The organism is Legionella moravica DSM 19234, assembly GCF_000423305.1.
Taxonomy (GTDB): domain Bacteria; phylum Pseudomonadota; class Gammaproteobacteria; order Legionellales; family Legionellaceae; genus Legionella; species Legionella moravica.
Map to the genome: position 1 here is coordinate 1 of NZ_KE384005.1, position 26,714 is coordinate 26,714.

The window sequence follows — 26,714 nt, forward strand, 5'->3', positions numbered from 1 at the left end:
TTTCGAGATATTAAAAGTCATCAATTGGGTTTATCAGCACGTTATGCGCACACAAAAAGCATTTATCGTTGGGGAGTTAAGATGCTTTTGGCTGCTATTGTTCAACTGATGTTTTGGATTATCGGGGTCATCGCCCATAGCCAAAATTACCAACGCGTTTTTCAGGCAAACACCGTCAGAGATAAAAAAGTATTCTCTTATTTCTATCTGGGGCAGTTGATGATTGAATTTGATAAGCTACAAGAGCTCAATATTGACTATGAAAACTTGCCAACCCTGATGGAGCAGGAGTTGGCTAGAAAATGGTAAATTCTAGTTGTTCAAAAAATATCAGGGGATCACTCAGCCCGCGCAGGCTGGCACTTCCAATTAGCCTTAAGTATTTCTTGACGAAATGCTAAATATTTAATTCCAAATGTTATCGAAATCTCGCTAAAATGTCCTTCTCCCTCAGGGAGAAGGTGCCAACGGCGGATGAGGGGATCTTTAAACGATAAAATTATCTTTTAAAATACTTAGTCTAACCAAAAATGAATTAAATACATGGGATTAATTGATAACGCAAATAGTCTACGCAAAAACAGCTCCTGCATGGAAATTAAAATATGGACCTCACCTGGATCACAACGATTTCAAGGATTTAAATTCAGAAGACAATGCCCTATTGGTACCTATATTGTAGATTTCGTTTGTATCGAAAAAAGATTAGGGGCTATTGACCTTTCATTATATTCAAGCCTACTTTCCGCGACTTGTTCGCGGAATCGATAGATCTTGCGCAAAACAAGAATATATTGCGCCTATAAAAAATGAATTGGATCCCACGAACAAGTCGCTGACTCTTGTGCACAACTCACTGAAAAGCCATATTTGGTGCATCTTGAGCGAAAACCATTCTGAAAAATGCTCACATAGCCATCTATGCTGCGCTTTTTCAGAATGGTTTCGTTCAACCTGCACGCAAATCTGACTTTTCTCCAAGATTCCATATTTGTGACCAAGAGACAGGAACAAGTCGCGGGACGTCGAAACTTGAATTGTCAACAGACCCTAATTTTTGAGATAGATGGTGGTCAGCAGAATGAGTGCAGGCAAAATGAATACGATAACAGAAGGACTAACTCTCTTAATAATTCAGGCTATGAAATTTTAAGGTTTTGGAGTAATGAAGTACAGCAACAATTAAATTTAGTAATGGATGTTATCTAAAAGTATTTAATGAATGATGTGTGATCCCCTCATCCGCCGTTGGCACCTTCTCCCTGAGGGAGAAGGACATTTTAGCGTGATTTCGATAACATGTGGAATTATCAATTTAGCATTTCGTCAAGAAATACTTATGGCTAATTGGAAGGGCGGGCAGGACAGATTTTTTTGTCAGGTACAGAGACGCTCAGAGGACAAGACTTGCAAGAATTGTATCTTGGCGTACAATTCGCATCACAGACTGCTCACAAGGTTAACACTTGCTTGATCCTGAAATAATAAGTCATAACATCTGTACCCAGGGATATCACCTTATTGATGAATTCATTGCTCCAGAACACTACCGAGCGTTAATTCTTTATTGCCAAAACCTGCATCAACAAGGTGAATTTCGCAATGCTCGAATCGGGCGTAAATTGCAAGCCCATAATAATCAAGCCATCAGAACGGATGAAATATGTTGGCTGGAAGAACAAACATCGGAACCGTCTGTTCAAGCCTATTTGAAACAAACCAATGAGCTGGCATGTTTACTAAATCGCACCTTATTTCTCGGACTGACTGAATTTGAAACCCATTTTGCAGTCTACCAGCCCGGTACATACTATAAAAAACACGTTGACCAGTTTGCTACGCAAAAAACTCGAAAAATCTCTTGTGTGTATTATTTAAATGAGCACTGGCAAGAGGATTTTGGCGGAGAGTTAATACTTTATTCCAAAGAAGATCAGTTCCTTCAAAAAATAGTGCCAAGGGGCAATCGTTTCATTTGTTTCAACAGTGAATTACCCCATGAAGTCTGTCTTACTCACCGAACTCGCTACAGCCTTACCGGATGGATGAAGACAGCTCCAACACATATGCCGTTCACTACCTATCTAAATCCTGTTCTGATTCAGGAAACCTAATGATGCTCAGGCCAATCAGTATAGCCTTTAGCTCCATTGCCATACCATGTTTCCTTTGGTGCTACCACCAATTCAGCGCCAATTTTCAAGCGCTCAACCAAGTCCGGGTTGCCAATAAAAGGCCGACCAAAGCAAATGAGATCAGCCAAATGTTCTGCACGGGCCTTTAAAGCCAACTCCAGATCATATCCGTTATTGGCAATATAAATTCCCTTATAAAGAGATCTTAATTTAGCAAAACTGAAATTATCTGGAATGGTACGTGGCCCAATCGTTTCCCCCTCAACACAATGTATGTAGGCCAAGCCGAAATGATTTAATTGCTTCACTACATAAGAAAATGTTTCCATCGGTGTGCTGTCATCAATATCATTCGCATGACTGACCGGGGACAGTCGGATCCCAACACGTTCTGCTGGCCATACAGCAGTCAATGCTTCCACTACCTCCAATAATAAACGAGCTCTGTTTTCAATACTGCCGCCATAACTATCGGTGCGTTTATTTGTTTTATCGCTTAAAAATTGCTCCAATAAATATCCATTAGCAGCGTGTATTTCTATTCCATCAAAACCGGCTTTTTGGGCACACCGGGCGGCATGAACGTATTGGTCAACTATTCCTGGTAATTCGTTGAGCTCTAATGCTCGAGGGGTAACAAAATCTTTAAAACCTGTTTCAGTATAGGCCTTACCAGCCGGTTGTATCGCAGACGGAGCCACAGGCAACTGATTATCGGGTTGTAAATCAGGATGAGAAATTCGCCCCACATGCCATAACTGGGCAAAGAGAACGCCCCCTTTTTGATGAACCGCTTCAGTGACTAACTTCCAACCGGCCGTTTGTTGCTCTGTATATATACCCGGAGTAAAGGCATACCCCTTCCCCTGTTGGGAAATTTGTGTTGCTTCAGAAATAATTAAACCCGCTGAAGCTCTCTGGGCATAATACTCAGCATTCATGAGGCCTTGAACGTCGCCCTTTCCCGCGCGACTGCGGGTCAAAGGAGCCATCACAATCCGATTTGCCAGAGTGAGGGAGCCTAATTGCATGGGTAAAAATAAATCAGTATCGCGCTTGTCCATTGAGTTCACTAAAACCTCCATTATTAGGTATACACCGTGTACGAAAATACCGCCTTATCGATGCAAAAACTGTGTTATATCGCTTAAATTTACAAAAGCCTGCATGAAACAAATGTGTGCACAATAAAAAAATAGTCTTATCTTTGCCCTGTTTTTTAATCAATATACCATCGAACAAACCCTCGTAGCAGTCATTTTGTTACTTTTTTCCCACCAAAGCGATTTATTTCGCTCAAGGTGAAAATTTTAATTCAAACTTATTGAGTTTTAAGATCAATTGATATTAAATGAATCACATCAGCTTCCAAGGATTAGGAGTTCAGGATGCCATTGAGTAAGGAATTTTTGCAATCATTTAATAAATTTGTAACCCACTATAAAAAAACGGGTGCATCTTCAATGCTTGGCTCGCTGGGATGGCAAAAGGAACAAAACCATAGTGGTATATGTGGCTATTTTGAAGAGATTTTAATGCTTGTCACTTCGAACCAAGAAGCAATTCATGACGCCAGTGTCATTGAATACATTACCATTCCGATAAACCTCTCTGCAAAAACGAATCCTTATTTGCTGACCTGTTGGAACGATTGTTTAATTGAATATAACTCTGCCGTAAAAGTTTATACTCCAATCAGCGCAATGAAAGGAGATACCCCCTTACACATTAAGATTGCACCGGAAGGAATCGCCTCAGAACGATTGATAAGCGATCTCAGCATGGCATTGGATTCAAGACAAAAAGCTCAGGAGTATTCCAGAATAGCCCATGTTTCTGAACTTGAATTAGTCAAGAAACAATATGAAGAGTTAAAAATCAAATACGACCACATTGCTGCCGAGAATCGACGCTTAAAAGAACAAGTTCGTAATGACCAGTTATTTCTATCTCTCCAACCTCAAATTTCTTCAGCCCAAAGCCAATTAGCCTCATTTGCTGATTTACTCAATACACTTCATGAAATTGTAGGAGGAAGACCAGGTAGTTCTCATGCAATGACAGTTGCACCAGATTCAATAAGTCCGAAAGAACCACCGATAGAAGAGTCAGAAATTAAAGGGCGTTTTAGCCCTCCGTCTCAAATTCCGACAGATATCAGCGCACCTCCCTCAGCGGAGTCAGTTCAGGACACACCATCCACGCCTCTTGTTGCAGAAGAGCACAATTCAGTATCTACCCCGTTGGTACCGCCTAAAGCGCCCCCCAAAGCCCCCCCACCGCCCCCATCAGCATCGAATAAACCAGCAGAACCAGGCAAAGTGTTTAACGGAGAGGGCTTCTTTAAAGAATTAAAAGATGAATTGGCCAAAAGAAATGGGCAAAAAAGCAACACATCCAGTTCGACCCCGTCCTCAATTTCTTTGGAAAAAAAAAGCTAATAAACAACCCATTAATAGACGTTTTATTGGAGGCATTCGATAGTCGAAGACGACAACTAAATGAATCGGATTCAGATTCTGATTCTGAATCCGATTCATGGACAGAGACTTTAAAATAGCTCAATTAACAAAACCAAACCTGCTCACATTTCTCATTCAAAAAATGAAACAGAAGACAGCTGTGGAATCATTATAATCATGTATAATGAACTTTTTATTTCATCGAACTCATTATGCTTGCCTTAGACATCAAACAGCTATCCAAAACCTATACCAATGGTGTTCAAGCGGTAAAAGGCATTGATTTATCCGTCAATACCGGTGATTTTTTTGCCCTTTTAGGCGCGAATGGCGCAGGCAAATCGACAACCATTGGCATGATTACAACTTTAGTCAATAAAACTTCGGGAACCATCAAGATTCACGGCTATGATTTGGATACAGATCCAGAGCAAGCAAAATCATGTCTGGGCCTGGTCCCCCAGGAAGTCAATCTCAATATATTCGAAAACCCAATCCAGATTTTATTAAGCCAGGCAGGCTATTATGGAATTACGCGTCAAGAAGCCTTACCCAGAGCAGAGTCATTATTGGAACAACTGGGACTCTGGGACAAAAGAAAATCCATAGTTCGCCAACTGTCCGGTGGTATGAAACGACGTTTGATGATAGCACGGGCATTAATTCACCAACCTAAGGTACTCATACTTGACGAACCCACGGCCGGCGTGGATATCGAAATCAGAAGAAGTATGTGGGAGTTCTTAACTCGTACCAATAAAGAAGGAACAACAATAATTCTCACCACCCACTATCTGGAGGAGGCTGAGCAATTATGTAAAAACATTGCCATCATAGACAAAGGCGTCATTATAAAAAATTCGTCGATGAAGGCATTATTACAAACCCTGCGCCATCAGACTTTTATATTTAATACTGAAACACCGATCAGTGCTTTGCCAGATATCCCCTCATTTAAGACAACAGTAATTGATGCGAATACCTTCGAATTACGCGTTGATAATAACATTAACTTGAATGAAGTATTTAATGTGCTTACCCAACATGGTATAACAGTCCATAGTTTGCGCAATAAAACAAACCGCTTGGAAGAGCTTTTTATGGATCTCATCAAAAATGGCCATTAGACAACAACTTATTGCCCTCTATACTCTGGTACGACGTGAACTGGTGCGTATGTTTCGCATTGCCAGCCAGGTTTTTTTACCTCCAGTCATTACTACAACTCTTTATTTTCTCATATTCGGTAGTCTGATAGGACCTCGAATTGGCACTATTCAGGGAATAAGTTATCCCATGTTTATTGCTCCCGGACTGATTATGATGTCCGTAATTGTCAATGCATACGGAAACGTGTCTTCCTCGTTATTTAGTGTCCGATTTCAAAAAAGCATTGAAGAAATGCTAATCAGCCCCATGCATAACAGCCTCTTATTATTGGGCTATGTATTAGGTGGGGTGTTCAGAGGACTCATCGTTGCCATTCTGGTTTTTCTTATTGCCAGCTTTTTCCTGACCATAGACATGAATCACTTGCCCATGACTCTGTTGGTTGTTTTGTTAGTATCTGCAGTGTTTTCACTAGCCGGTTTCACCAACGCGATGGTAGCTCGAAACTTTGATGATATTATGCTGGTACCCACCTTTATCCTGACCCCTCTCACCTATTTGGGCGGTGTATTTTACAGCATCGATATGCTACCTCCATTCTGGCAGCATATTTCCTATCTCAACCCCATTTTGTATATGGTCAATGCTCTGCGACATGCCATGATTGGCCAGGAAGAAGTGAGTATGAGTCTGGCCATGATCATCATTATCGGCATGCTTGTAGTATTAACGATAACCAATATGATCCTGCTGAAAAAAGGCGTCGGTTTACGTGAGTAAGTTGAGTCTTAATGTACCACTCAATAACGAATTTAATGATAGATTGGCTTACAGTTTATCATAATCATGATGGCAGTTCTCACAAGAGGCTGGCTCAGCATCTATTGAATCCGCTGAACACCGTTTCTAAACCACACTATGAACAAACCTTAGATTTAAGTGGTCATATAACGTCGATAAAGAATATAACACGAAAAAACTGACTCAATATGGCATCACTTCTTGCAAATTAATTCATCTCTCGAAATAAATGGACAAAATAAAGACAGTGAGATTATAATATGACTAATGCATTCGATAGATATTCGATTAGTTGAATATAAAAGAGCATATAGATTAAGGAGAGAATAATGTCAGACTTTGATTATATAGATGCAATTGCTTTACTCGGAAATTATTATAAACGCAAACCTTATTACGATAAAGAATTTGAATCCACAGCACGAATTTTTAACGGTGCATGGAACCGGAACAATATTGCTGCCGTCGAAGCAGTGTTAAAAGACCATGATCCTCATGGTTTAAATGAAGGGAAATTTAATGATTTTAGCTCCCCCCAGCCCGAAATTAACAAAATCAAGGCATTACTCGAAGATTTAAAAACACAATTAATTCTTGCAGGTAAACCAATTAATCCCCATGGTGCCCTGTCCAAATGCATCGATAAAATCCAGACTGAAAGCAAATTAGTCATTATCAACGTCTACGAAGTCAATAAAGAAATTAAAAGTAACAACACAGTCCATGCTGTAAAGCAAACGAAGAGCAATGAAGAATTTTCCTATTATGATGCAATAACATTACTTGGCAAATATTCTGGCAACCAACCCTATTATTCTAAAGGCTATGAGCATCTGGCACGATTATTTAGTGGCGCTTGGAATCGAAAGAATGTTGCTGCTGTTGAAACCGTGTTAAAAGATCATGACCCTTACGGTTTAAAGGAAGGAAAGCTTGATAGTTTTAGCAATACTCAAACTGAGCAGAGCAAAATAGAGATTTTACTAACGGATCTAAAAAATCAAATAATAAAAGACGGAAAAGAAATAAATCCAGAGGGAACTTTGGCGAAAACAATTAGTCAAATTCAAACTCAAAGCAACACCAATGTTATAGATATAGATGATTTGAATGCTGAAATTAAAAATAATGAATATTCAAATAAACTAGCCAGGTGAAAAGGTTAGTAAGAGGGGCTAGATACGATGGCGGAACAAATAAATGAGCAACACACTCTATTATAAATTCCGCTTATTTCCTTTTAAACCCCAAAGCTTCCAAACGTTGTTCTACCGAGGGATGAGTTGAAAAAGCACTGCTTAAAGATTTGACGGGATCGATATGGGAGGGATCAAAAAGATAGGATGCCTGCCGTACCTGCTCATGCGGGGTCTCACCATAAGCCTTCGCGTAGCGTTCTGCATTGCTCTCATGATCCTGACTTATTTTGAGCAACGCTCGAGCCATAGGCTCATTATCACGCATCAATTCAACACAACCCGCATCTGCCATATATTCTCGAGTACGACTTAAAAACAAAGTCAATAAAACCGTGATGATGGGCAAAACATAACGTAATACAATGATAACCGTTAATAATCGATTATCTTCTCTTCGGTCACGTCTATAAATTACGGAATAAAATAAAACATCAATCACAATCAATAAAATATTACTAAGTACAGCAACCATCAAGGTTAATTTAATATCATGATGCCGAATATGACTTAACTCATGAGCCATAACTGCCTGAAGTTCTGCCCTGTCCAGTTTTTCCATTAATCCTCGAGTAATGGCGACCATGGCAGATTTCTCGCTGTAGCCACTGGCAAAAGCATTCATATAATCGGCTTCAATGACAAAAACCTTGGGCATATACTGTAATCCGGACGCTACTTTCATTTCTTCAACCACATTATAGAGTTGCTTTTCCTGGACGGTTTGTGCGCTTTCAGGATTAATCTCTCTATACTCAGTTCCCAGAAGCATAATTCGATCATAAAAGGCATAGGTAATCATCAGGGAAACCGCGGCAAAAACCACCATAAGCAAAGTGGCCAAGGGAACAAACTTAAACGTGATCAAAGCCAGGAAACTTTGTTCCAAACTGATACGAGGATACATGGATTGCAAAACAAAGGTATCCGCAATCAAGCCAACAATGATATAAACTAAAAAAAAGAGCGCGATAACTCTCCGAGTCTTGCGCTCATTTTGTTTTAACTGTGCCCGCCAATCTCCAGCCGCAGCATGGTAATCCGCTATACTCATAGTCTACTCTCAGAGTTTGACCGTATAATCTTCTTTCGCTTGAATCTGTTCCTCAGGAAGACCCCAATAAATAAATTGCTTATCCAGAGAAGCAGAAAATACAGACACTACAATCGATTCAAAAAAGGATTTTTTCTTGGCGTTATAACGCTCAATGCTGTCGTTGTAGGCCTGTTTGGAGTAAGCCAGTTTATTCTCGGTATTGACGATTTCTTCCTGTAATTGCAAGACGTTTTGGCTGGCTTTCAAGTCAGGATATTGTTCAAATACTAAATTGATACCTGCAGCAATTTTGGAAATTCCATTTTCTGCATCCATACGAGCTTGCTCATTGCCCGCAGCTTTCGCTTCTTGAGCCTGGTTACGTAAAGCCACAACATCTTTTAAAGTGGTTTTCTCATAATCCATATATTTTTTTACCGTTTCAATCAACGACTCAAAGACTTTAAAACGTCTATCCAGTTGAATATCAATTTGTTTTTTATTGTTATTGATCGCCTCGATAAGGCCTATCAACGTGTTATAAATGCTTATCGCCCAAATAAATATAAGGGCGGCTATGACTAATAATACTATAAAAAAAGTACCCATTTTTTTTACCCTGTAGATGATTTCCTACATTTAGTTATAGCCTGAAAATGAGAAAAATGACAATAGCACTCTGTAAACTAATACGCATTACCAATACAGAGCTGGTAGAGAATGATTCATTTAAATCATTCCCATCCCAGCGAGCGTCTGTTGACATTTCACCAGCCGTCAACGTCCCACGACTTGTCCCTGAGAGATCCTCACAAAAATTGGGACGTGTTTGCAATTCATCTCCGCAGACTACGTGCCGCGAATTGTTCGCGGTATCCATGATGATGGCATACAAGTTTTAGATCCCGCGGCCTTCGCCGCGGGAATTCGGCTTAGATTTATTTAACGGTAGCTACCCGAAGCTAAGACATAATTGATTGTAACAAGGGTTATTTACCTAAAGGGCTAATCATTTTTTCCTTAATTCTGTTTTGCCAGAATGGGTTTCAAAAATTGCCCGGTATAAGACCCCTTGCATTGAGCCACCATTTCAGGGGTTCCTGTAGCAATAATTCGCCCGCCTTTGCTCCCTCCTTCTGGCCCCAAATCAATAATCCAGTCGGCTGTTTTAATTACATCAAGGTTATGCTCAATAATTACAATGGTATTACCCTGCTCTCGCAATCGAGATAATACACTTAATAATTGTTTGGTATCATGAAAATGCAATCCGGTGGTTGGTTCATCCAGAATATACAAAGTATTGCCAGTGTCTCGTTTTGATAATTCACGCGCTAACTTAATCCGTTGCGCCTCACCGCCAGAAAGAGTTGTGGCGCTTTGCCCTAGCTTAATATAGGACAGACCAACATCCATTAAGGTTTGACATTTTCGAGCCAAAACAGGAATTGCCGAAAAGAAGTGACAGGCATCCTCAACCGTCATGTCCAAAATCTCATGAATGTTTTTGCCTTTATACTGAATTTCAAGCGTTTCTCTGTTATACCTCTTTCCATGACACACATCACATGAAACATAAATATCGGGCAAGAAATGCATTTCAACTTTAATGAGACCATCGCCCTGACAGGCCTCACAACGCCCGCCCCTCACATTAAAACTGAATCGACCGGGTTGATAACCACGAGCACGAGATTCAGGCGTTCCGGAAAACAAATCCCTGATATGTGTAAAAATACCCGTATAAGTAGCAGGATTGGAACGAGGCGTACGGCCAATTGGACTTTGATCAATATCGATCACTTTGTCACATAAATTCAGACCGGATAACTCTCTGATTCCACCAGGAGAAAAGATACTGGCGCGATTTAAGGTATTCGCTGCAATGGGGTATAAGGTATCATTGATTAAGCTGGATTTACCCGAACCAGAAACCCCTGTAATACAAGTAAGCAAGCCTAAAGGAATACTTACATCTACGTTCTGCAAATTATTACAGGTCACTCCTTTTAAATGCAGCATACGTTCAGGATTTACGGGCAAACGAGTCTTGGGGATTTCGATGGATTGCTTTCCAGATAAATATTGGCCAGTTAATGAAGAGGGATTCCTCATTACCTCACCCGGAGTACCACTAGCCACCACCTCGCCGCCATGTACTCCTGCTCCAGGACCAATATCCAAAACGAAATCAGCGCTGCGAATGGCATCCTCATCATGCTCGACAACAATCACCGTATTCCCCTGATTGCGTAAATGCATTAAGGTCTGTAACAAACGATCATTATCTCGTTGATGCAATCCTATAGACGGCTCATCCAAAATATACATGACACCGACAAGACCTGAACCAATTTGACTTGCCAAACGAATACGCTGAGCTTCTCCTCCTGACAAGGTCTCTGCACTCCGCGTTAAAGAGAGGTAATCCAAACCAACATTAACCAGAAACCCCAGACGTTCAACGATTTCTTTATTAATTTTTGCTGCGATTTCACCACGATACCCAGGCAGACTTAATTCTTTAAAAAACTCATATGCCTTTTCAATTGAATAGGCGCACAGTTCCGGCAGATTTTTATTTTCAATAAAAACATTACGGGCTTCTTCACGTAAACGCGCGCCCTGGCAAGCCTGGCAAGGACGGGAAGATAAATATTTAGCCAGTTCCTCCCGTATCATCCCAGAATCCGATTCACGATAACGACGTTGCATATTGGGAATTATCCCTTCAAAACTATGCCGTTTCACCATATACCCGCCATTGGGCCTATGATAATTAAATTCGATTACCTCATGACCACTGCCGTATAAAACGACCTTCCGCATGGCCTCAGGCAAATCACAAAATGCGGTATTAATATCAAAACCATAATGCTTGGCAAGGGATTCAAGCATGCTGAAATAATATGAGGTTTTCTTATCCCAACCTCTAATCGCGCCTTCAGCCAGACTGGCCGTTTCATCATGAATGACCCGAGCCGGATCAAAAAACTGATCGACCCCCAAACCATCGCATGAACCACAAGCACCTGCAGGATTATTAAAGGAAAATAATCGTGGTTCCAATTCACTCAAACTGTAGCCGCATTCAGAGCAGGCAAACTTTGAAGAAAACAGGAGTTCATCAAACTCATCATCCATAGATGCTACTATGGCTATCCCGTCTGCCAGATTCAAAGCATTTTCAAAGGATTCACTCAAACGTTGAGCGATGTCAGGCCTGACTTTAAAACGGTCGACCACGATTTCGATCGTATGCTTGGTACGCAACCCCAGTTTAGGCGGTGAATCCAGCTCACAAAGCGCCCCATCAATTCGGGCGCGTACATATCCTTGAGCTTGCAATTGTTGCAATAATTGTACGTGCTCCCCTTTTCGATCACGAACAACGGGAGCCAAAATCATGACTTTGCTGTCAGCAGGCAAAGCCAACACCTGATCGACCATTTGACTGATCGTCTGAGCATGCAAACTGGTTTTATGAGTTGGACAGCGAGGCTCACCTACCCGGGCAAAAAGCAAACGTAAATAGTCATAAATTTCCGTAATGGTACCGACGGTAGAGCGAGGATTATGAGAGGTAGCCTTTTGCTCAATGGATATTGCCGGAGACAAACCTTCTATAGAATCTACGTCCGGCTTTTCCATCATGGAAAGAAATTGTCGGGCATAAGCGGATAAAGATTCAACATAACGCCGTTGACCCTCTGCATACAAGGTATCAAAGGCCAGAGATGATTTCCCTGAGCCAGACAACCCCGTAATGACGATTAACTGATCACGAGGAAGATCCAGATCCAAATTCTTAAGGTTGTGAGTTCTTGCGCCACGAATGGAAATAGTATGCATATAAACCAATAAACCGAGTTAAAAAGAGTCAGAGTATATCTCTGCTATAATAATATAACAAATCGTCCTTTTTACTGAGCCAAAAGGATTTTCGTTTATGAAATCGTTCCCGCTGTGTTCTGCGTTATTATTGATCCTATGCCTTACATCACCCGTGATTCATGCCGAAGAAAATGACCTTTTGTCACAATGGGTAACCCAAACACTGATCAATACTTTATCGGTCAGTTACGACAAACCACTCTCAGCATACGAGGACGTTAAAGACAATTATTCCATTAATGCATGGGAAGGCATCACCGGATTTCTTGGCGGTGGAGGCAATCTGGATAAAATCCGCTCAGAAAAATTAACCCTGCATCCTGCACTGGAAGGCTGGCCTGTCACTCTAGCATCAGGTAAGGCCTCAGGAATGAACTATTGGATTGTAAACCAGGTGGTATTTATCCCTGAATTTAATGTTCGACTTAACTTCAAACTCACTATATTGGAGCGAACGGGAGCTTCAGAGGATCCTTATATCATTCAGAGTTTAAAGATAAATGTTCTGCCTAATATTTAAATATGCAGCTACAATGGATTAGACTATACCAACTAAAAACGATACTCCTCATCTAATATCTGTTTGAATATAAGGCTAAGAGAGAGCACTATGCAAAAACGTATTTATTTTTTAATTGCAGCCATATTGATTTTGACTTTAAATCAACTCAATGCAAATAACCTCAAAGAAATTGAGCAGGAACTCAGTGATTCAGTAATCACTGCAAAAATAACCGCTCAATTTGCTGAGAATAAAAATCTGAACCCGTTAAAAATTTCAATCGCTACTGACCATGGTGTGGTAAAACTAAGCGGTTATGTAGGGGACCGGCAAGCATTTGTTGATGCATTGCGCATTACAAAAAACACAAAAGGAGTTAAATCCGTCCGAATCAAAGATTTATACATTAAAAAAGTCAACACGGTCTTCACGGATGCTTTTATCACCGCACGAGTTGAAACGGCCGTATTAAAAGCCAAAGTGTTGGATGATGAGTCCATTCCTCTTGTCGGAATCAATGCAACAACGACCAATGGTGTAGTAACCCTGTCTGGAGATGTAAAAAGTGCTCAATCAATTGCTTCGATTATCAATAGAGTGAATGCCATTCGAGGGGTTAAAAAAATAATCACGCAGTTACAGATTAAGGATAATGCATGAGTATCTTCACCCGCTTTAAATTTTTTCTCTGGTATTTTGGTCGTTTCAAAGTGGCCATGATAGGTTATTTAAAACCTCGTCTCATCAAGCTGACAGACAGCGATATTGTAATCTGCTTGCCTTTGAAAAGACGCAGCCGCAATCATTTAAATTCAATGTATTTTGGTGCTTTGGCTGTAGGCGCTGACTTGGCTGGCGGATTGCATGGTTTTTACCATGCGGAACGTGCGGCTTGTAAAACCTCTCTTGTATTTAAATCATTTCAAGCTCAATTTTTAAAAAGACCGGAGTCCGATGTCTATTTCGTTTGCTCCGAAGGAGAATCTGTCAAAAAAATGATTGAAGATTCCAAGGCCTCTGGTGAACGAATCAATAAGCCATTGATAATTAAAGCGTATACCAATTACCTCACCGAACCAGAGGAAGTGGCGGATTTTATTCTTGAACTCTCCATCAAAGTAGTCCGCTAGGTTGGCTTGATACTCTATCCGTTCAATTATCTTAAAACGCCATCGTAGCGACGCGTTCCCTTTGGTGAGAGCAGTTGACAAAACACCAATAGAAGTCTAATTTTTAATCATAAAGAGCCTTTGTTGAACGCGATCGGGGTTGACTCAAATGATTGAATTAATTATCCAAACGCAACCTGATGATGAAAGCTGTGGCCCTACATGCCTTCATGCGGTCTATCAATACTACGGATTAGAATATGATTTAAAGGAAATAATCCAGACTATAGATCGATCCATATCTGGCGGAACACTATCTGCAATGCTCGGTAAACATGCTTTGCTGCAAGGATTTAATGCCAATATTTACATCTACAACCTGAATATCTTCGATCCAAGCTGGTTTCATAATGGTTCAGTAGATAATAAATTTCTTATCGATAAGCTTGATGCCCAGATGAACTATAAGAACGATCCTTACATCACGCATGCATCGGAGGCCTTTATTGAGTATTTAAAATTAGGCGGTAAAGTCTCAGCACATCCGCTCGATGTTACTCTTCTGAAAAAATATTTTACTCGGAAAATACCCATAATAACCGGTTTAAGCGCTACTAACCTGTATTGGAGCGCAAGAGAATATTTTACTCCTGAGGGAAAGTCAGTTTACGATGATGTGCGTGGCTCACCCTGCGGACATTTTGTTGTCCTTTGCGGATACGACACCCAAAAACGACACGTTGTTATTGCCGACCCACATGCTGAAAATCCACTGTTTCATAATAACTACTATAAAGTGAGTATTAATCGATTAATCAACTCCATTATGCTGGGGGTCATCACTTATGATGGAAATCTCCTGATTATCGAGCCTAAAAATCAAGGCATTTAGTGACTCATCGATACCCAGTATTGAAATGGATTCCGACTTATAAACCGCCATCATCTCCTTTACTTCAAGGTTACCCAAACATCCCAGGATCGAGGCAACAGAAATTGTGAATGAAGTAATGGGGGGGATTTCATCAGACCTGCACTTTGCTCTACAAAACAAACCAGTTTTGGATGAGGTTATGTTCGATCATTTTTGACTTGTATCACGCCAATAGATTGCTATACTCAAAGTCTACAGCGTCACAATAATTATTATAAAGTAAGTATGTTGCTTGATTAACTCTATAATGCTTGGTGTACTAACTTATGGTGCCAGGATGCCCATAAATCAATCCAAAGAGAGATAAATGCAAACAGTTATTGTTACAGATGATCTTGCAAGTTGGTCTTTTTTAAGCAAGCTTGCCCCAACAGTACATGCCTTGGACTATTTGAGTGGGGACGAGTACCATCAAAATAAATCCTACCGAGTGATTAATCTCTGTCGAGATTATAACTATCAAACAATAGGTTATTATGTGTCACTTTTGGCACAGGCACGTGATCATAAAGCATTACCTTCGGTCCATAGCATACAAGATGTCCATAATGTCAGTTTATCCAAATTAATATCCCAGGATACACATGAAGAAATTCAGCACAGTTTGCATGACATTAAGGGCAATGAATTTATTCTGAGTCTGTATTTTGGTCAAAATATGGCAAAACGCTATTCTACCCTGGCCAAACAATTGCATGGATTGTTTCCTTTACCGCTCATTCGATTTACTCTTGAAAAGAAAAAACAATGGCGAATAAAAACATTAACCCCTTTATCTCTTAAAGATGTGCCTGAGCATCATCTGGAGTTTATGCGCCAATCAGCAGAAAGCTATTTATCCAAAAAAAGAGTGCATCAATGGCGTAAAAAACAACGTTTTCATGATCTCGCTATCCTGATAGATCCTACTGAGCAGAATGCCCCATCCAATAAAAAAGCCCTGGAAATGTTTATTTCTGCCGGTGAAGAATTAGGACTCAACGTTGATTTGATTGATAAAAATGAAAGCAAATCGATCGCTGAATACGACGCTTTATTTATTAGGGCAACGACATCAGTAAACCATTATACCTATCGCTTGTCACGTCGAGCAGCCCAAGAAAATCTGGTTGTAATAGACGATCCACAATCCATCATCAAATGTTCCAATAAGGTCTATCTTGCCGAATTACTAAGCAGCCATCAAATCAGAACACCCGAAACTCTGTTCATCAGTAAATACGATCAAGTTCTCCCAAAAATTGAATTCCCATGCGTTTTAAAAAAACCGGACAGTGCCTTTTCGCATGGCGTAGTGAAAATTGATGATGAAAAAAGTTTGATCAAATCGTTAAGCCAATTCTTCAAGACATCTGATTTGGTGGTAGTCCAACCCTTTATTCCTACTGAATTCGATTGGAGGATAGGAGTATTGGATAATAAAGCTTTATTTGCCTGCAGATATTTCATGGCCAAGGGACATTGGCAAATCTATGATTGGCATGGTGCACAAGAGCAAAAAGAAGGGGATCATGAAACCCTGCCCATCCATGCTGTTCCCGAAGCCATCCTGAAAATCGCCCTGAAAAGCACGCGTTTGATTGGTGATGGCTTATATGGTGTTGATATTAAAAGTCATGGCGACAAACATTATGTAATCGAAGTCAATGACAACCCTAATGTAGATAACGGCCTCGAAGATCAAATTTTAGGTGAAAATTTATATCACCAGATCATGAACGTGTTTCTTCAACGCATCCGCAGGAAGCATGGCTATGTCTGATTTCTCTATTTTTTCAGTATTGGGTATAGAAATTGAATACATGCTGGTGGATAAGGACACCTTGAATATCCAACCCAAAAGCGACCTGATATTAAGTGCTCTGGCAGGTCATCAGGCTGATGAGGTTGAATTAGGTGATATTGCCATCAGCAATGAACTGGTAATGCATGTTCTTGAATTAAAAAATAATGGCCCCAAACCGCCTGATACCCCAGTAACAGAGCACTTCCAAAAGACCATACTGGAATTACAGCCGCTACTCGATCAACACAATTTATTATTATTACCTACTGGAGCACATCCCTGGATGAATCCGCACACAGAGACTGTACGCTGGCCTTATGGTAATAATGAAATATACAGACAATTTGATGCTATATTTGATTGCAAAGGTCATGGCTGGTCCAATTTACAGAGCATGCATGTCAACCTGCCCTACGCAAATCAGGAAGAATTTTATCAGCTGCATAATCTCATTCGTTTGATTCTGCCGCTATTACCCGCCCTTGCTGCAAGTACACCTGTTCTTGATGGAAAAGCCACCGGATTACTGGATTCGAGACTGTATTTTTACAGCCGAAATCAACAAAGGATTCCATCAATCAGCGGTGATGTCATTCCCGAATTTATAAGTTCAGAAGAAGAATATCAGCAAAAAATTCTTAACCCGATGTATCAAGACATAAGACCTTATGATCCCGAAGGTATTTTGCAGTATCAATGGCTCAATTCAAGAGCCGCTATTCCCAAATTTAATTGCAAAGCAATCGAAATTCGTATTCTGGACAGTCAGGAATGTGTAGAGGCTGATATAGCCATCGCTCACGCAATAAACGCTGTTTTAAAAAACTGGCAAGCTTCATCACGTTATTATCTGGAAAATCCCTGCGATACCCCAAGATTAAAACACATTTTTGATCGCGCCATAGAAACAGGATTGAATACTCAGGTAGAAGACATGGAGCTGTTAAAACAATGGCAACTCCCATCACGATCCATGACACTCAATGAAGTATGGTCTATGCTTATAGAACAGGTTAGCTCTGAATTGACTGAGAAACAACAATCCGCGCTGGAATTGATTTTGAGTCAAGGCAATTTAAGTCAGCGCATCCTGAAGGCAGTAGGCAAGAACAACAATAGAGACTCATTAAAAAGAGTGTACGCACAACTTGCTTATAGTTTGCTCGCTAATCAACAATTTAGACCCTAATGAACACTATTGCGATAGTAATTAGTTGTGAACATGCTGTAGATACCGTCCCCAAGGAATACACCGCGTTATTTGCGCCATTCAAAGAATTATTAAAAACACATCGAGGAATTGATTTTGGTGCTTTAGAGATAGCTCTGCATTTAAAGGATACTCTACCCTGCGATTTTATTCAGGCTCATACAACTCGATTATTGATTGATTGCAACAGAACTCTGAATCGCCCATCTTGTTTTTCTGAAGTCACCCGAAACCTGCCTGATGAAGAAAAAAGAAACATCATAAAGCTGTATTATCAACCTTTTCGGGAAGAAGTGACTAATATTATTCAAAAACACATCCATCAAAAGCGTCAAGTATGGCACTTTTCAATCCATAGCTTTACCCCTGTAATGAATGGCCAAATTCGCTCAACCGATATAGGATTACTCTACAATCCTCAACGGCCTTCAGAAAAAGTTCTTTGTGAACGATTGCAAAATGAAATACACCAATTAAATCCAGGCATTAGAGTACGACGAAATTATCCGTATAAGGGTATCAGTGATGGATTTACTACATCCTTGCGCAAAAAATTCAGCGATGCAGAATACGTTGGGATTGAAATTGAATCAAATCAAGCATTAACGCAAAACGACCAATCGATAGACACTCTTAAAAAATTATTATCAGATAGCTTATTAAAACTAATATGTTAATATTAACTTAATAATGATCAACTATAATAAAAGCAATTAACGTATTTGGTATTTTGATGATTTCAGAAAAAATTCAGTTGATTTCAGAAAAAATAAAACTGTTGGAGTCACTTAAAGAACATCAGTTTTCCAAATCAATTGCTGCAATTCATACCCGAATTCTTGATACCTTACTAAGTCAAAATTTTAATCCTCGTATAGCTCCCTATCTAAGTAAAATTAATAAAGAAGGAGAGCCTTATACCAATTATGATCTCAATCCTGATAATATTTCTCAAATCAAGAAACTGATCAACGCACTATATTATGCCCGATTGGCCTTAGAAGATATTGAGCAAATTGATTTAAAAGGCAGAACCTATTCCAGTTTAAAGCTACTTTATCAAAATACCATCCATAAAGCGTATCAGGCGTGTTATTTATTAACTCACCTGGATGTTGATGTAAGAGAAATGTTCAGTGAAGAATTACAGCTGCTTCTTCCATTGGCTGGAAAATTAATGGCCTTTGCAGACAGCCACTCTGAAGACACTAAAAAACTGGCTGAATCCCTAAGAGAATATCCACTCAGTTATAAAATTGGAGAAATTACCGGCACCGCAGTAGATCAAATGCAACCTAACAGTGCTGACCTGGACTATAAATTCCTGACCCAATTTGGTGCTGTTTTACCCAGTTATATTGATCAATTCACCCAATACATCAAGGAATATTCATCTGAAATCATTGAAAAAGAACCTTCACTGAATAATGAAAAACTGGAAGAGCTACAAACCACTGCATTAAAGCTATTAAATGATTTGGAAAATTTAAAGGGAAATAGCCTGTTTTTATCATTTAAGGTTTTAAATTACATACACATCATGCGGAACATTCTTACATTGTCCAAAAGCACTATTGAGCAAATGGGACATTTTAGTCAGTCGTCTCAGGACGTCATCCGCAGCAATCTTGCTCAATTAAAGTATGTCCTATTGCCTTCCCTGTTTGGCTTTGTCGATAAAATTGAAAATAATACCATGTTAAAGCCGGGCACTTTATCAAATCCCTTAATGGAAAAGATAAAACCACTTTATGCCTTGCTCATTCATTACGCCTCAAAGCCAGTTGATTTTCAGGTAAAAGGTGAGGAATTACTCAGTATAGAGGACTCTCGTTTTCTGGCTTTAAGGCTGGAAAAATCCTATGGCCGTATTGATGCGGCTAATAAAGCGTTATTTAAAATCCAAAAAGCTGAAGACGCATTAAGCAGCTTCTATGAAATTCTTGAAAACCCACTCTATAAAAACAGTGCATTAAATCAACTGCCTCCGGAAATAAAAAATCAACTGATTACGCATTATAAACTGATTAAACCGTATATGATGCAAAAAGATTTTGACTTAAATAGCAAAATCATTGACAGTCTTAAAGGCCCCGAAAGCTACTTCTCCATGGCGGGTAGACCATTGCGCTGGCTACGAAAACAATTACCCGCAGATCACGTACGCTTCATAATCGAACATAAAAATACATTACAAGATTTAATATCAAAAAAACGAGCGACCCAGATATTTCACATCAATCTGAATATGGATTTGATTAATTCGGTCAATAAACAAACCAATCTGGTATTGTTTCCATACAATAATCAAACCAACGTATTTTCTGTAGATGAATCCGAAGCAGTGAAGCAGAGCGATACCTGCGCTCTTCTCAGGCTAACCAATCAATACACTCTCAAATCAATACCAAAAATCCAATTTGAACCCCAAACTCTCTATCTTGAGGAAACCCTAAAAGGCTTAAAATACGATGTACTTAATCCTCAAGGCAAACGCGTATCTGCCATTATTCCCTGGGATAAGATTAGTGAGTTTCCTCACAATGTCAGCGATATACTTGCATCAAAAGAAAAATTCTTACCCACGCTTTTGGAGTTAACCGCTGACGCTGGGCACACAAAGCCGACAGATAAACTCAATTTGTGCGCCATGGAGAAACACGACCCTCAAACGCTCTATATTGAAACGACTGATAAAGGATTGAAATATGAAGTTATCAGTCCTGAAGGTCAACTTGAAACAGCAATCATATCCTGGAAAAAATTGAACAATGTTCCTCATGATGTTTCATTAATCCTTGCCTCAAAAGAACAATATTTACCCAGGTTGCAAGAGGTAACTTCTGCAGCAGGGCATACCTTAAATTCTACTGAATTGAAATTTGACGAAATTAAAACATTGCTAAAAGGCAGAAGTGCCGTCATTTTGTTTAATAATAAAGAATTGATTTACGCTGACCCAGTCAATCAAACCGTCAGTGAGTTAAAACCCAGCGAAACAAACAAAACCAGTTTTAATCAACTAAAAGCTGTATGCACCCAGGCTTACCAAGTTGCAGGTGAGAAAGAGCTTGAATTAGTTACCGATGTAACCGGTCGCCGTCATCTTGGTTTTAAAGAAGTCAGAAGACAACAGGTTCTTAGTACCCCGAATAACTTAAGTGCGGATCAAGCTCTTGATCTGCATCAATGGTATAGAAACAAACGAGATAAATTCAAGATTGCCCAAAATGCCTATAATGAATTTATCGCTTTGTTAAAAAAACAAGTAGCAGTACCTGGAATGACAGGCAGTGGAGCTCTTTATATCAGCAACATGGATAAAACGGTTAAGGCACGCTGCCGTAATTTATATAACCTGTTTCAGCCTTATTTCATTAATGGGGTACCCTCTGAATTAAAAGCTGCAGCACTGGAATTTGATAAATATCTGGTGCATTCATTTTCAGGTGATACAGAACAAAGCCCTGCTCCAGCAACTGATTTGTTCCACCAACTCGATGAACATTTTCAAATATATTTTACTGATATTGATTCATCGTGGAGAACAAAAAGCAATGCTTATTTAAAGTTGGCTCAGAAGAAATTTGCTGCTGAGAATGAAGAGTCCTCATTGACGCACGACGCCACTATTGGAAACAGAGGTCATCATTTAATAAAACATACAAATTATTCAAAATACGCACATAATTTCAGAACAGAACTCTATAAAGTCATATTAGCGCTGAATCAATCCATGCAAGCCGAGTTGCGTCCACAGAAAGACGGAATTCCCTTTCCTGAACTGGAAGATCCCAAACAATTGGCCGCTCAATGCAAACAAGTTCTGGCGATTAAACGAATCTTTAATAGTCTATTTCATGTTGAAGGCATCATTCTTGAGCTTGAAGAATTAGATAACCGCAGTTATCAAACCAATTATGTAAGACATCTACTTCTCGCTTACGGACACATCGATGAAATAATGAAACTGACCAAGAACCTTATAAATGATCCTCATTTTAGCCTCATTGGTCGTGAATTATTAGAAAAAGCTCAAGGGATGTACGCTTCCATTCAGGAACATAGCGACCCCTATCAAGTAGCGCATACAGAAGTAAACTATGATAAACCCGTCCAATTCAACGGGCTTTGGTATGCACTCAACGCCTTCAATATCAGTCCAAAACACATCAGAAGTTTACGAAACAATAATTTTCTGACTGTAGAAGAATTAAATGAATTACATGTTAGTGCCAAACGCTCTGCTGTCCAGATTGAATCCATAATCAATAGTGCTGGCTCCTATTTTCAGCTATTCCTTCAAGTTCCAAATATGTTTAGCCTGTACGGCAATCTGACTAGTAAACTCAATGAGTTTATTAGCACCGTTCATGACACCGTTATTAATAATCTCGATCAATTTGGCCCTAAAATTTTTACTCCCATGCTACTTGAAGCCGATCTTTGGGAGGATAAATTAGGATTAATTCCAGGTACATTATCTGGGCCTCTAAAACAAATCATCGATGAATTTTATAAGGGGTTACTGCGCCCCCTGGATTTGGATGCAAAAACCCATGTCGACCTTATTTGTGATAAAGCAACTTTGGCAAAACGACTTGAAATAACACAACAAAAAATTGATAGCGCGGAACAGCACCTGGAAAAACTGGATAAAAATTACAAGCACATCAATAACTTCTTTTCATATTATAAAAATTACCAATCTCTGACAGGTGGATTATTACCCGCTGATCCACGCGCTCTATCAAGTGCCAAACAAGAACTGCTCAAAGCCTATAACAAAGCACTTCCCAAGCTGGTAGTGCTCCAGAACAAAGTAACCTTGGATCCGGAGAAAATCGATCCTAATTTCGATAATCTATTAAATTCCGGTCTTAAAGACTATCAGCCTAAACTATCGCAAATTAAGGAACTGTTTGAAGCAAGCCAAAATTACTATCAAGGCATTAAAGCAACCTATCAAATGCAGTTAAACACTGCCAGAGAAAAATTGACGTATCTTACTGAGTTAAACAGAGCACAGGATCAAGCCAATCTGCTCTTTATTCAAGAATACACCACAGAATCCTTTAACAAACAAATGGAGGCGTTCTGCAATCGTCACATAGGGCTGCAATATACCGATAAAGAATACCGTAATAAGCTTAGGGAATATTTGTTGACCTTTAAAGACACCATTATCAATGAAGCAAAAACCACTGACGACATTAATCTGACGGTAAAAAATTTATTAAAAGAAAAAATCAAACTGTTTGAACAAGACAATTTTGCAAAATACTTCCACCTGGATACAGTACGTGTTGCATTGGCCCAATTCAAAAATTATTTCAGTATCTCTACTCTGGCGATTGAACGCAATTATTCTCTTTTTGAAAATGAAAAAACACTTGGTGAAAAAACAGAGAAAATTAATAAATTGCTTGAATTTGCTGAAAATGAACACTTAACCATTGATGAGCGCTTTTCCAAAATCGCATTCGATGTCAAAGATCCCAGTTTTGGACGAATAATACTTGCCCATAAACAAGAAGATCATTTTAGTTTTACTTACTTAATCCACTGCGTCGTATCAATACTCGAAGCACTGTCTCTGTATACTCCAGCACGCAAAAGGCTATACAACTCATTGCAAGAATCGGTAAATAATAAACCTCAAATCAATGAGCTCGCAAAACGATTTGGTTTATTTGCAACATCTCAAACACCTGCGCCTCTTCCATCCCGCGCCCCCGAAGCGCCAACGGATGGTGAAGAAAATAACGACGATGCCGCACCAACTATAACGGCCTCTATTTAAGTTCCATTCCCAGCCATACTATCGGCTGTAATATAATCTCATTAACTCCAAAGCTTTTTTTAAAATTGGCATTCGAGGTTTCGCGTTTGGAATGGGTTCCCCACGAACATTGGTAATAAGAGCGCCACCAGAGGTTCGTAACGTAGTCTGGCGATCCGGTTCTATCAGAGCCATATTGCTGTAGCTCCCGGAGATGACAAAGGGTAAACGATTGTGTTCATCCAGCAAATCCTGACCAATACTGTAGTCAATAATAGGATTCTGACAGTCAAAAGCTCTTTTTAACAGAGTAGGAACGACATCGTAACTGCTGGTTTCATATTGAATAACCCGTGGCGGTTGTTCCGGCCAATAAAGAATAAGAGGAACATGAACTTGTACATCGGTAAAATTACCAGCATGTCCCCAATAATTCAGATTGTTGTCATTAAATTCCTGGCCATGATCTGATGTAACCAAAACAATACTGTTCTTCAGGTACCCATGCTCCTCCAGAAGTGTGAGTATTTTTGCCAATTCGCCATCAATAAAACGTACCGAATTCAAATACCGATTATAATAAGGAATCGGATCCACATCATTGGTCATGGCGATTCGTGAACATTCACTTATAGCCGGCTGATAGGGAGCCGGGAAGCTTTGATCTCGACAATATCCATGTGGTGCATCATAAAACAGATTAAGAAAGAATGGTTGCTTCAAATCCTTATCCGATAAAAATTGAAGTGCCTCCTCGGTGACATATCGATCTTTATTTCCTATATCATCACCGGAGGCACCATACAGATTTAAATTAGATATTCCCAGATAAATCGTTTTATCAAAGGGCGGAATGACCATTTCACTAGACCAGACTACCCGGATCATGTAACTATATTTTAATAGCAATTGAATCAATAAAGGCGGAATGTTTTGCTCCAGCGCTGCAGTCCAATAACTGCTTGGAATAGAATAAAATAAAGAAAATAACCCTGGTTGAGTTGAATTCCCACCACTTAGGTGCCTCTTGAATTGCCAGCTCCGTTCTGCAAATGCCATTAAATTGGGCATATATTGTGGTTTCAGGCTATCAAACCTCAGCGAATCAACCATAATCCAAATAATATTCGGCGGATTTTCAGGCCTTGAGCACTGTAAAGGATGAAGAGGATAATTCAAGGGATCATTTGAAAATATAGGCTGATAAAAATGCCCTTCTCCGTATCGATCGAGCAATGCTTCTGCGTTTTTATCCGGGATTAAATAAACGATTAGCTGATTATAAAAAGGTAAATTGGGCGTTTGTTGACTGAATAAATTATTATTTCGATCTACGGACTGCAACAAGGTGAAATAACTGAACAAAAAACCGCCCAACCAAAAAAGAGCGATGGTTCGTCCGCAGAGAAACTTGTCGGTTACTATGATTTTGTTCCAAACAAAATAAGCAATAACAACTTCTATAATCCAAACCAGGCATAAAACTATGATGGACAATTTCAGTTCACTTCGGGAAAAATCAAAAACATCATGCCATTGCCCATTAAAAAATAAATTAAAAATGTCCGTATTCAAATGAAATTTGAACATGGAAAAGACACAGTTATTAATGATTAAAAGGATAAGACTTAAGGTTGCGATGAACGCACTCAAGAACCAGATAAAACGTTTAGCTGGAATAATATAGGCAAAAATACCAATAAAGAGAGCGGGAATAAAGGCAAGCGCCATCATATAAGTTAAGTAATTAACCACGGCAAAACAAACAACCAGTATCTTTCCTGAAAAAGTTGAATAATCCGCCAGAAAATTAGCGAAAAGAGTAGGAGAAAGAAGAATTTTTTTTAAATAAAGAGACCCAATTACCCAAAATAAGACGCTGTTGATTAAAAAAAACCAGCCAACAAAACGTAGAATCAGTCGTTTATTTTGAGGAGTATTCATAATAATCAGCAGCCTTTTAAAATAAATAGTGATGAAGCAATTCAAGAAAACCTCTTATTTAAAAAATCAGAAGTGTTCTGGAGCGCTCTAACCACTATATCGCACTAACAAGACTCATCAAATGGGAGAATAACTCCTCATCTAAAAATCAAATCAGACAGGCTTAAATGAGCTATCTGGCTCAGTAATTGATGCGCTATTTTGTAATTGTTGTGCATCAAATTTTGCCAGTCCTTCCTGCACGTGTTTCTCAACAAGATCATTTCTTACCTTAACAAAGAAACTACCTGCTTTAGCTGGAGCAAACATTCCATTAGTTTCAGCTCTCAATCGCTGTTCTTCTAATAATCGTAGCTTTTCAATTGATACAGCTTCCGGCTTAGCTAGATTAAAATCATTTTTTGTGCGCATCTCGATTCTCCACTTAAGTATAAAAACCGGGCAATATAATTTAAAACCACGGATGCATGCAAGGAATTTGTACTTTTTTATAGTTGTGAAAAAAAATTACTTTATCTGAAAAACCCAAACAGCAAAAACAAATTATCAATTCATTCCCCCTGGAATCAAGATAAAATTGATTATAACTCCCAACGTTCTCAACCGAATTTTCCCTCACCCCTGCGCGAAACGTGGGGAGAAGGAGACTGAACTTCCCCTCGTCCCGCGCGCAACGTGGGGAGAAGAAGACTGAATTTCCCCTCGCCCCTGCGCGCAGCGTGGGGGAGAGGGATCAAGGGTGAGGGGGATTAAATAGCGTCGCGAAGCGACTCCATAAAGAATAAATCGTGCAAAATGATGCAGTTATTATCA

At 39.5% G+C, this 26,714-nt stretch carries 21 protein-coding genes and 1 pseudogene; 16 read left to right on the plus strand and 6 right to left on the minus strand.

Going from position 1 to position 26,714, the window contains the following annotated elements:
* From G543_RS18180 to G543_RS18190, 4 genes and pseudogenes are all read left to right on the plus strand, one after another.
* A pseudogene (locus G543_RS18180) lies at positions 1-309 on the plus strand (hypothetical protein); the annotation flags it as partial.
* A 234-nt stretch (positions 310-543) separates the two neighbouring features.
* Positions 544-771, plus strand: coding sequence for an endonuclease domain-containing protein (locus G543_RS18845; protein WP_081675702.1), 228 nt, complete (start codon positions 544-546; stop codon positions 769-771).
* A gap of 168 nt (positions 772-939) precedes the next feature.
* On the plus strand, positions 940-1,209 hold the full coding sequence (locus tag G543_RS19600) for an endonuclease domain-containing protein (RefSeq protein ID WP_035922635.1): 270 nt from the start codon (positions 940-942) through the stop codon (positions 1,207-1,209).
* A 257-nt stretch (positions 1,210-1,466) separates the two neighbouring features.
* Complete coding sequence (locus tag G543_RS18190; RefSeq protein WP_051190757.1) at positions 1,467-2,114, plus strand: 2OG-Fe(II) oxygenase; 648 nt, start codon at positions 1,467-1,469, stop codon at positions 2,112-2,114.
* On the opposite strand, the gene G543_RS0116315 is transcribed toward G543_RS18190, so the two are convergent.
* Positions 2,111-3,199 carry an alkene reductase gene (locus G543_RS0116315; protein WP_035922637.1) on the minus strand — a complete coding sequence of 363 codons (1,089 nt, stop codon included), beginning with the start codon at positions 3,197-3,199 and terminating at the stop codon, positions 2,111-2,113. The two genes, G543_RS18190 and G543_RS0116315, sit on opposite strands and share 4 nt — an antisense overlap.
* A 324-nt stretch (positions 3,200-3,523) precedes the next feature.
* Here G543_RS0116315 and G543_RS18540 point away from each other — a divergent pair, with 324 nt between their 5' ends.
* The 4 genes from G543_RS18540 (at position 3,524) to G543_RS0116335 (ending at position 7,665) form a co-directional block, all read left to right on the plus strand.
* Entirely contained in the window at positions 3,524-4,576 is a 1,053-nt protein-coding gene (locus tag G543_RS18540) for a hypothetical protein (RefSeq protein ID WP_051190758.1), read from the plus strand.
* Positions 4,577-4,809: 233 nt separating this feature from the next.
* Entirely contained in the window at positions 4,810-5,724 is a 915-nt protein-coding gene (locus G543_RS0116325; RefSeq protein WP_028385480.1) for an ABC transporter ATP-binding protein, read from the plus strand.
* The gene (locus tag G543_RS0116330; RefSeq protein WP_028385481.1) at positions 5,714-6,487 is read left to right on the plus strand and encodes an ABC transporter permease; all 774 of its coding nucleotides are present in this window, start codon (positions 5,714-5,716) and stop codon (positions 6,485-6,487) included. Before G543_RS0116325 ends, G543_RS0116330 begins: the two co-directional genes overlap by 11 nt.
* A 350-nt stretch (positions 6,488-6,837) precedes the next feature.
* Positions 6,838-7,665, plus strand: coding sequence for a hypothetical protein (locus G543_RS0116335; protein ID WP_028385482.1), 828 nt, complete (start codon positions 6,838-6,840; stop codon positions 7,663-7,665).
* A gap of 73 nt (positions 7,666-7,738) precedes the next feature.
* Here the strand turns inward: G543_RS0116335 and htpX are convergent, their stop codons facing one another.
* The 3 genes from htpX to uvrA all read right to left on the minus strand — a co-directional run bounded on the left by htpX (position 7,739) and on the right by uvrA (position 12,592).
* Complete coding sequence (gene htpX, locus G543_RS0116340; protein ID WP_028385483.1) at positions 7,739-8,758, minus strand: zinc metalloprotease HtpX; 1,020 nt, start codon at positions 8,756-8,758, stop codon at positions 7,739-7,741.
* Positions 8,759-8,767: 9 nt separating this feature from the next.
* Positions 8,768-9,349, minus strand: a complete 582-nt coding sequence (locus G543_RS0116345; protein WP_028385484.1) for a LemA family protein — start codon at positions 9,347-9,349, stop codon at positions 8,768-8,770.
* A gap of 411 nt (positions 9,350-9,760) precedes the next feature.
* The gene (uvrA, locus tag G543_RS0116355) at positions 9,761-12,592 is read right to left on the minus strand and encodes an excinuclease ABC subunit UvrA (RefSeq protein WP_028385486.1); all 2,832 of its coding nucleotides are present in this window, start codon (positions 12,590-12,592) and stop codon (positions 9,761-9,763) included.
* Positions 12,593-12,689: 97 nt separating this feature from the next.
* On the opposite strand from uvrA, the gene G543_RS0116360 reads away from it, so the two are divergent.
* The 8 genes from G543_RS0116360 (at position 12,690) to G543_RS18200 (ending at position 23,978) form a co-directional block, all read left to right on the plus strand.
* The gene (locus tag G543_RS0116360) at positions 12,690-13,154 is read left to right on the plus strand and encodes a DotI/IcmL/TraM family protein (RefSeq protein ID WP_028385487.1); all 465 of its coding nucleotides are present in this window, start codon (positions 12,690-12,692) and stop codon (positions 13,152-13,154) included.
* Positions 13,155-13,244: 90 nt separating this feature from the next.
* Complete coding sequence (locus G543_RS0116365; RefSeq protein WP_028385488.1) at positions 13,245-13,796, plus strand: BON domain-containing protein; 552 nt, start codon at positions 13,245-13,247, stop codon at positions 13,794-13,796.
* Positions 13,793-14,266: a hotdog family protein gene (locus tag G543_RS0116370; RefSeq protein ID WP_028385489.1), complete on the plus strand. Its 474-nt coding sequence runs from the start codon at positions 13,793-13,795 to the stop codon at positions 14,264-14,266. Before G543_RS0116365 ends, G543_RS0116370 begins: the two co-directional genes overlap by 4 nt.
* 148 nt (positions 14,267-14,414) lie before the next feature.
* A complete protein-coding gene (locus G543_RS0116375) occupies positions 14,415-15,137 on the plus strand; it encodes a C39 family peptidase (RefSeq protein WP_028385490.1) in 723 nt (240 codons plus the stop codon).
* A 349-nt stretch (positions 15,138-15,486) separates the two neighbouring features.
* Positions 15,487-16,941, plus strand: a complete 1,455-nt coding sequence (locus tag G543_RS0116380) for a RimK family protein (RefSeq protein WP_028385491.1) — start codon at positions 15,487-15,489, stop codon at positions 16,939-16,941.
* Positions 16,934-18,154 carry a glutamate-cysteine ligase family protein gene (locus G543_RS0116385; RefSeq protein WP_028385492.1) on the plus strand — a complete coding sequence of 407 codons (1,221 nt, stop codon included), beginning with the start codon at positions 16,934-16,936 and terminating at the stop codon, positions 18,152-18,154. Before G543_RS0116380 ends, G543_RS0116385 begins: the two co-directional genes overlap by 8 nt.
* Positions 18,154-18,852 (plus strand): N-formylglutamate amidohydrolase, encoded by a 699-nt coding sequence (locus G543_RS0116390; RefSeq protein ID WP_028385493.1) that lies wholly within the window; start codon positions 18,154-18,156, stop codon positions 18,850-18,852. Before G543_RS0116385 ends, G543_RS0116390 begins: the two co-directional genes overlap by 1 nt.
* A 77-nt stretch (positions 18,853-18,929) precedes the next feature.
* Positions 18,930-23,978, plus strand: a complete 5,049-nt coding sequence (locus G543_RS18200) for a protein SdhA (protein ID WP_238584758.1) — start codon at positions 18,930-18,932, stop codon at positions 23,976-23,978.
* A gap of 18 nt (positions 23,979-23,996) precedes the next feature.
* On the opposite strand, the gene G543_RS0116400 is transcribed toward G543_RS18200, so the two are convergent.
* Both G543_RS0116400 and G543_RS0116405 read right to left on the minus strand, forming a co-directional pair.
* Positions 23,997-25,901 (minus strand): DUF3413 domain-containing protein, encoded by a 1,905-nt coding sequence (locus G543_RS0116400; RefSeq protein ID WP_028385494.1) that lies wholly within the window; start codon positions 25,899-25,901, stop codon positions 23,997-23,999.
* Positions 25,902-26,054: 153 nt separating this feature from the next.
* Positions 26,055-26,312 carry a hypothetical protein gene (locus G543_RS0116405; protein ID WP_028385495.1) on the minus strand — a complete coding sequence of 86 codons (258 nt, stop codon included), beginning with the start codon at positions 26,310-26,312 and terminating at the stop codon, positions 26,055-26,057.
* Between the last annotated feature and the right edge of the window lie 402 nt (positions 26,313-26,714).

Excerpts from the sequence above, each read along its gene's own strand:
- G543_RS0116370 (WP_028385489.1), top strand. The coding sequence starts at position 13,793 with ATGAGTATCTTCACCCGCTTTAAATTTTTTCTCTGGTATTTTGGTCGT.
- G543_RS0116405 (WP_028385495.1), bottom strand. The coding sequence starts at position 26,312 with ATGCGCACAAAAAATGATTTTAATCTAGCTAAGCCGGAAGCTGTATCA.
- G543_RS0116365 (WP_028385488.1), top strand. The coding sequence starts at position 13,245 with ATGCAAAAACGTATTTATTTTTTAATTGCAGCCATATTGATTTTGACT.
- G543_RS18540 (WP_051190758.1), top strand. The coding sequence starts at position 3,524 with ATGCCATTGAGTAAGGAATTTTTGCAATCATTTAATAAATTTGTAACC.
- G543_RS0116400 (WP_028385494.1), bottom strand. The coding sequence starts at position 25,901 with ATGAATACTCCTCAAAATAAACGACTGATTCTACGTTTTGTTGGCTGG.
- htpX (WP_028385483.1), bottom strand. The coding sequence starts at position 8,758 with ATGAGTATAGCGGATTACCATGCTGCGGCTGGAGATTGGCGGGCACAG.
- G543_RS19600 (WP_035922635.1), top strand. The coding sequence starts at position 940 with ATGGTTTCGTTCAACCTGCACGCAAATCTGACTTTTCTCCAAGATTCC.
- uvrA (WP_028385486.1), bottom strand. The coding sequence starts at position 12,592 with ATGCATACTATTTCCATTCGTGGCGCAAGAACTCACAACCTTAAGAAT.
- G543_RS0116360 (WP_028385487.1), top strand. The coding sequence starts at position 12,690 with ATGAAATCGTTCCCGCTGTGTTCTGCGTTATTATTGATCCTATGCCTT.
- G543_RS0116335 (WP_028385482.1), top strand. The coding sequence starts at position 6,838 with ATGTCAGACTTTGATTATATAGATGCAATTGCTTTACTCGGAAATTAT.
- G543_RS0116345 (WP_028385484.1), bottom strand. The coding sequence starts at position 9,349 with ATGGGTACTTTTTTTATAGTATTATTAGTCATAGCCGCCCTTATATTT.
- G543_RS0116315 (WP_035922637.1), bottom strand. The coding sequence starts at position 3,199 with ATGGACAAGCGCGATACTGATTTATTTTTACCCATGCAATTAGGCTCC.
- G543_RS18845 (WP_081675702.1), top strand. The coding sequence starts at position 544 with ATGGGATTAATTGATAACGCAAATAGTCTACGCAAAAACAGCTCCTGC.
- G543_RS0116390 (WP_028385493.1), top strand. The coding sequence starts at position 18,154 with ATGAACACTATTGCGATAGTAATTAGTTGTGAACATGCTGTAGATACC.
- G543_RS0116385 (WP_028385492.1), top strand. The coding sequence starts at position 16,934 with ATGTCTGATTTCTCTATTTTTTCAGTATTGGGTATAGAAATTGAATAC.
- G543_RS0116325 (WP_028385480.1), top strand. The coding sequence starts at position 4,810 with ATGCTTGCCTTAGACATCAAACAGCTATCCAAAACCTATACCAATGGT.
- G543_RS0116375 (WP_028385490.1), top strand. The coding sequence starts at position 14,415 with ATGATTGAATTAATTATCCAAACGCAACCTGATGATGAAAGCTGTGGC.
- G543_RS0116330 (WP_028385481.1), top strand. The coding sequence starts at position 5,714 with ATGGCCATTAGACAACAACTTATTGCCCTCTATACTCTGGTACGACGT.
- G543_RS0116380 (WP_028385491.1), top strand. The coding sequence starts at position 15,487 with ATGCAAACAGTTATTGTTACAGATGATCTTGCAAGTTGGTCTTTTTTA.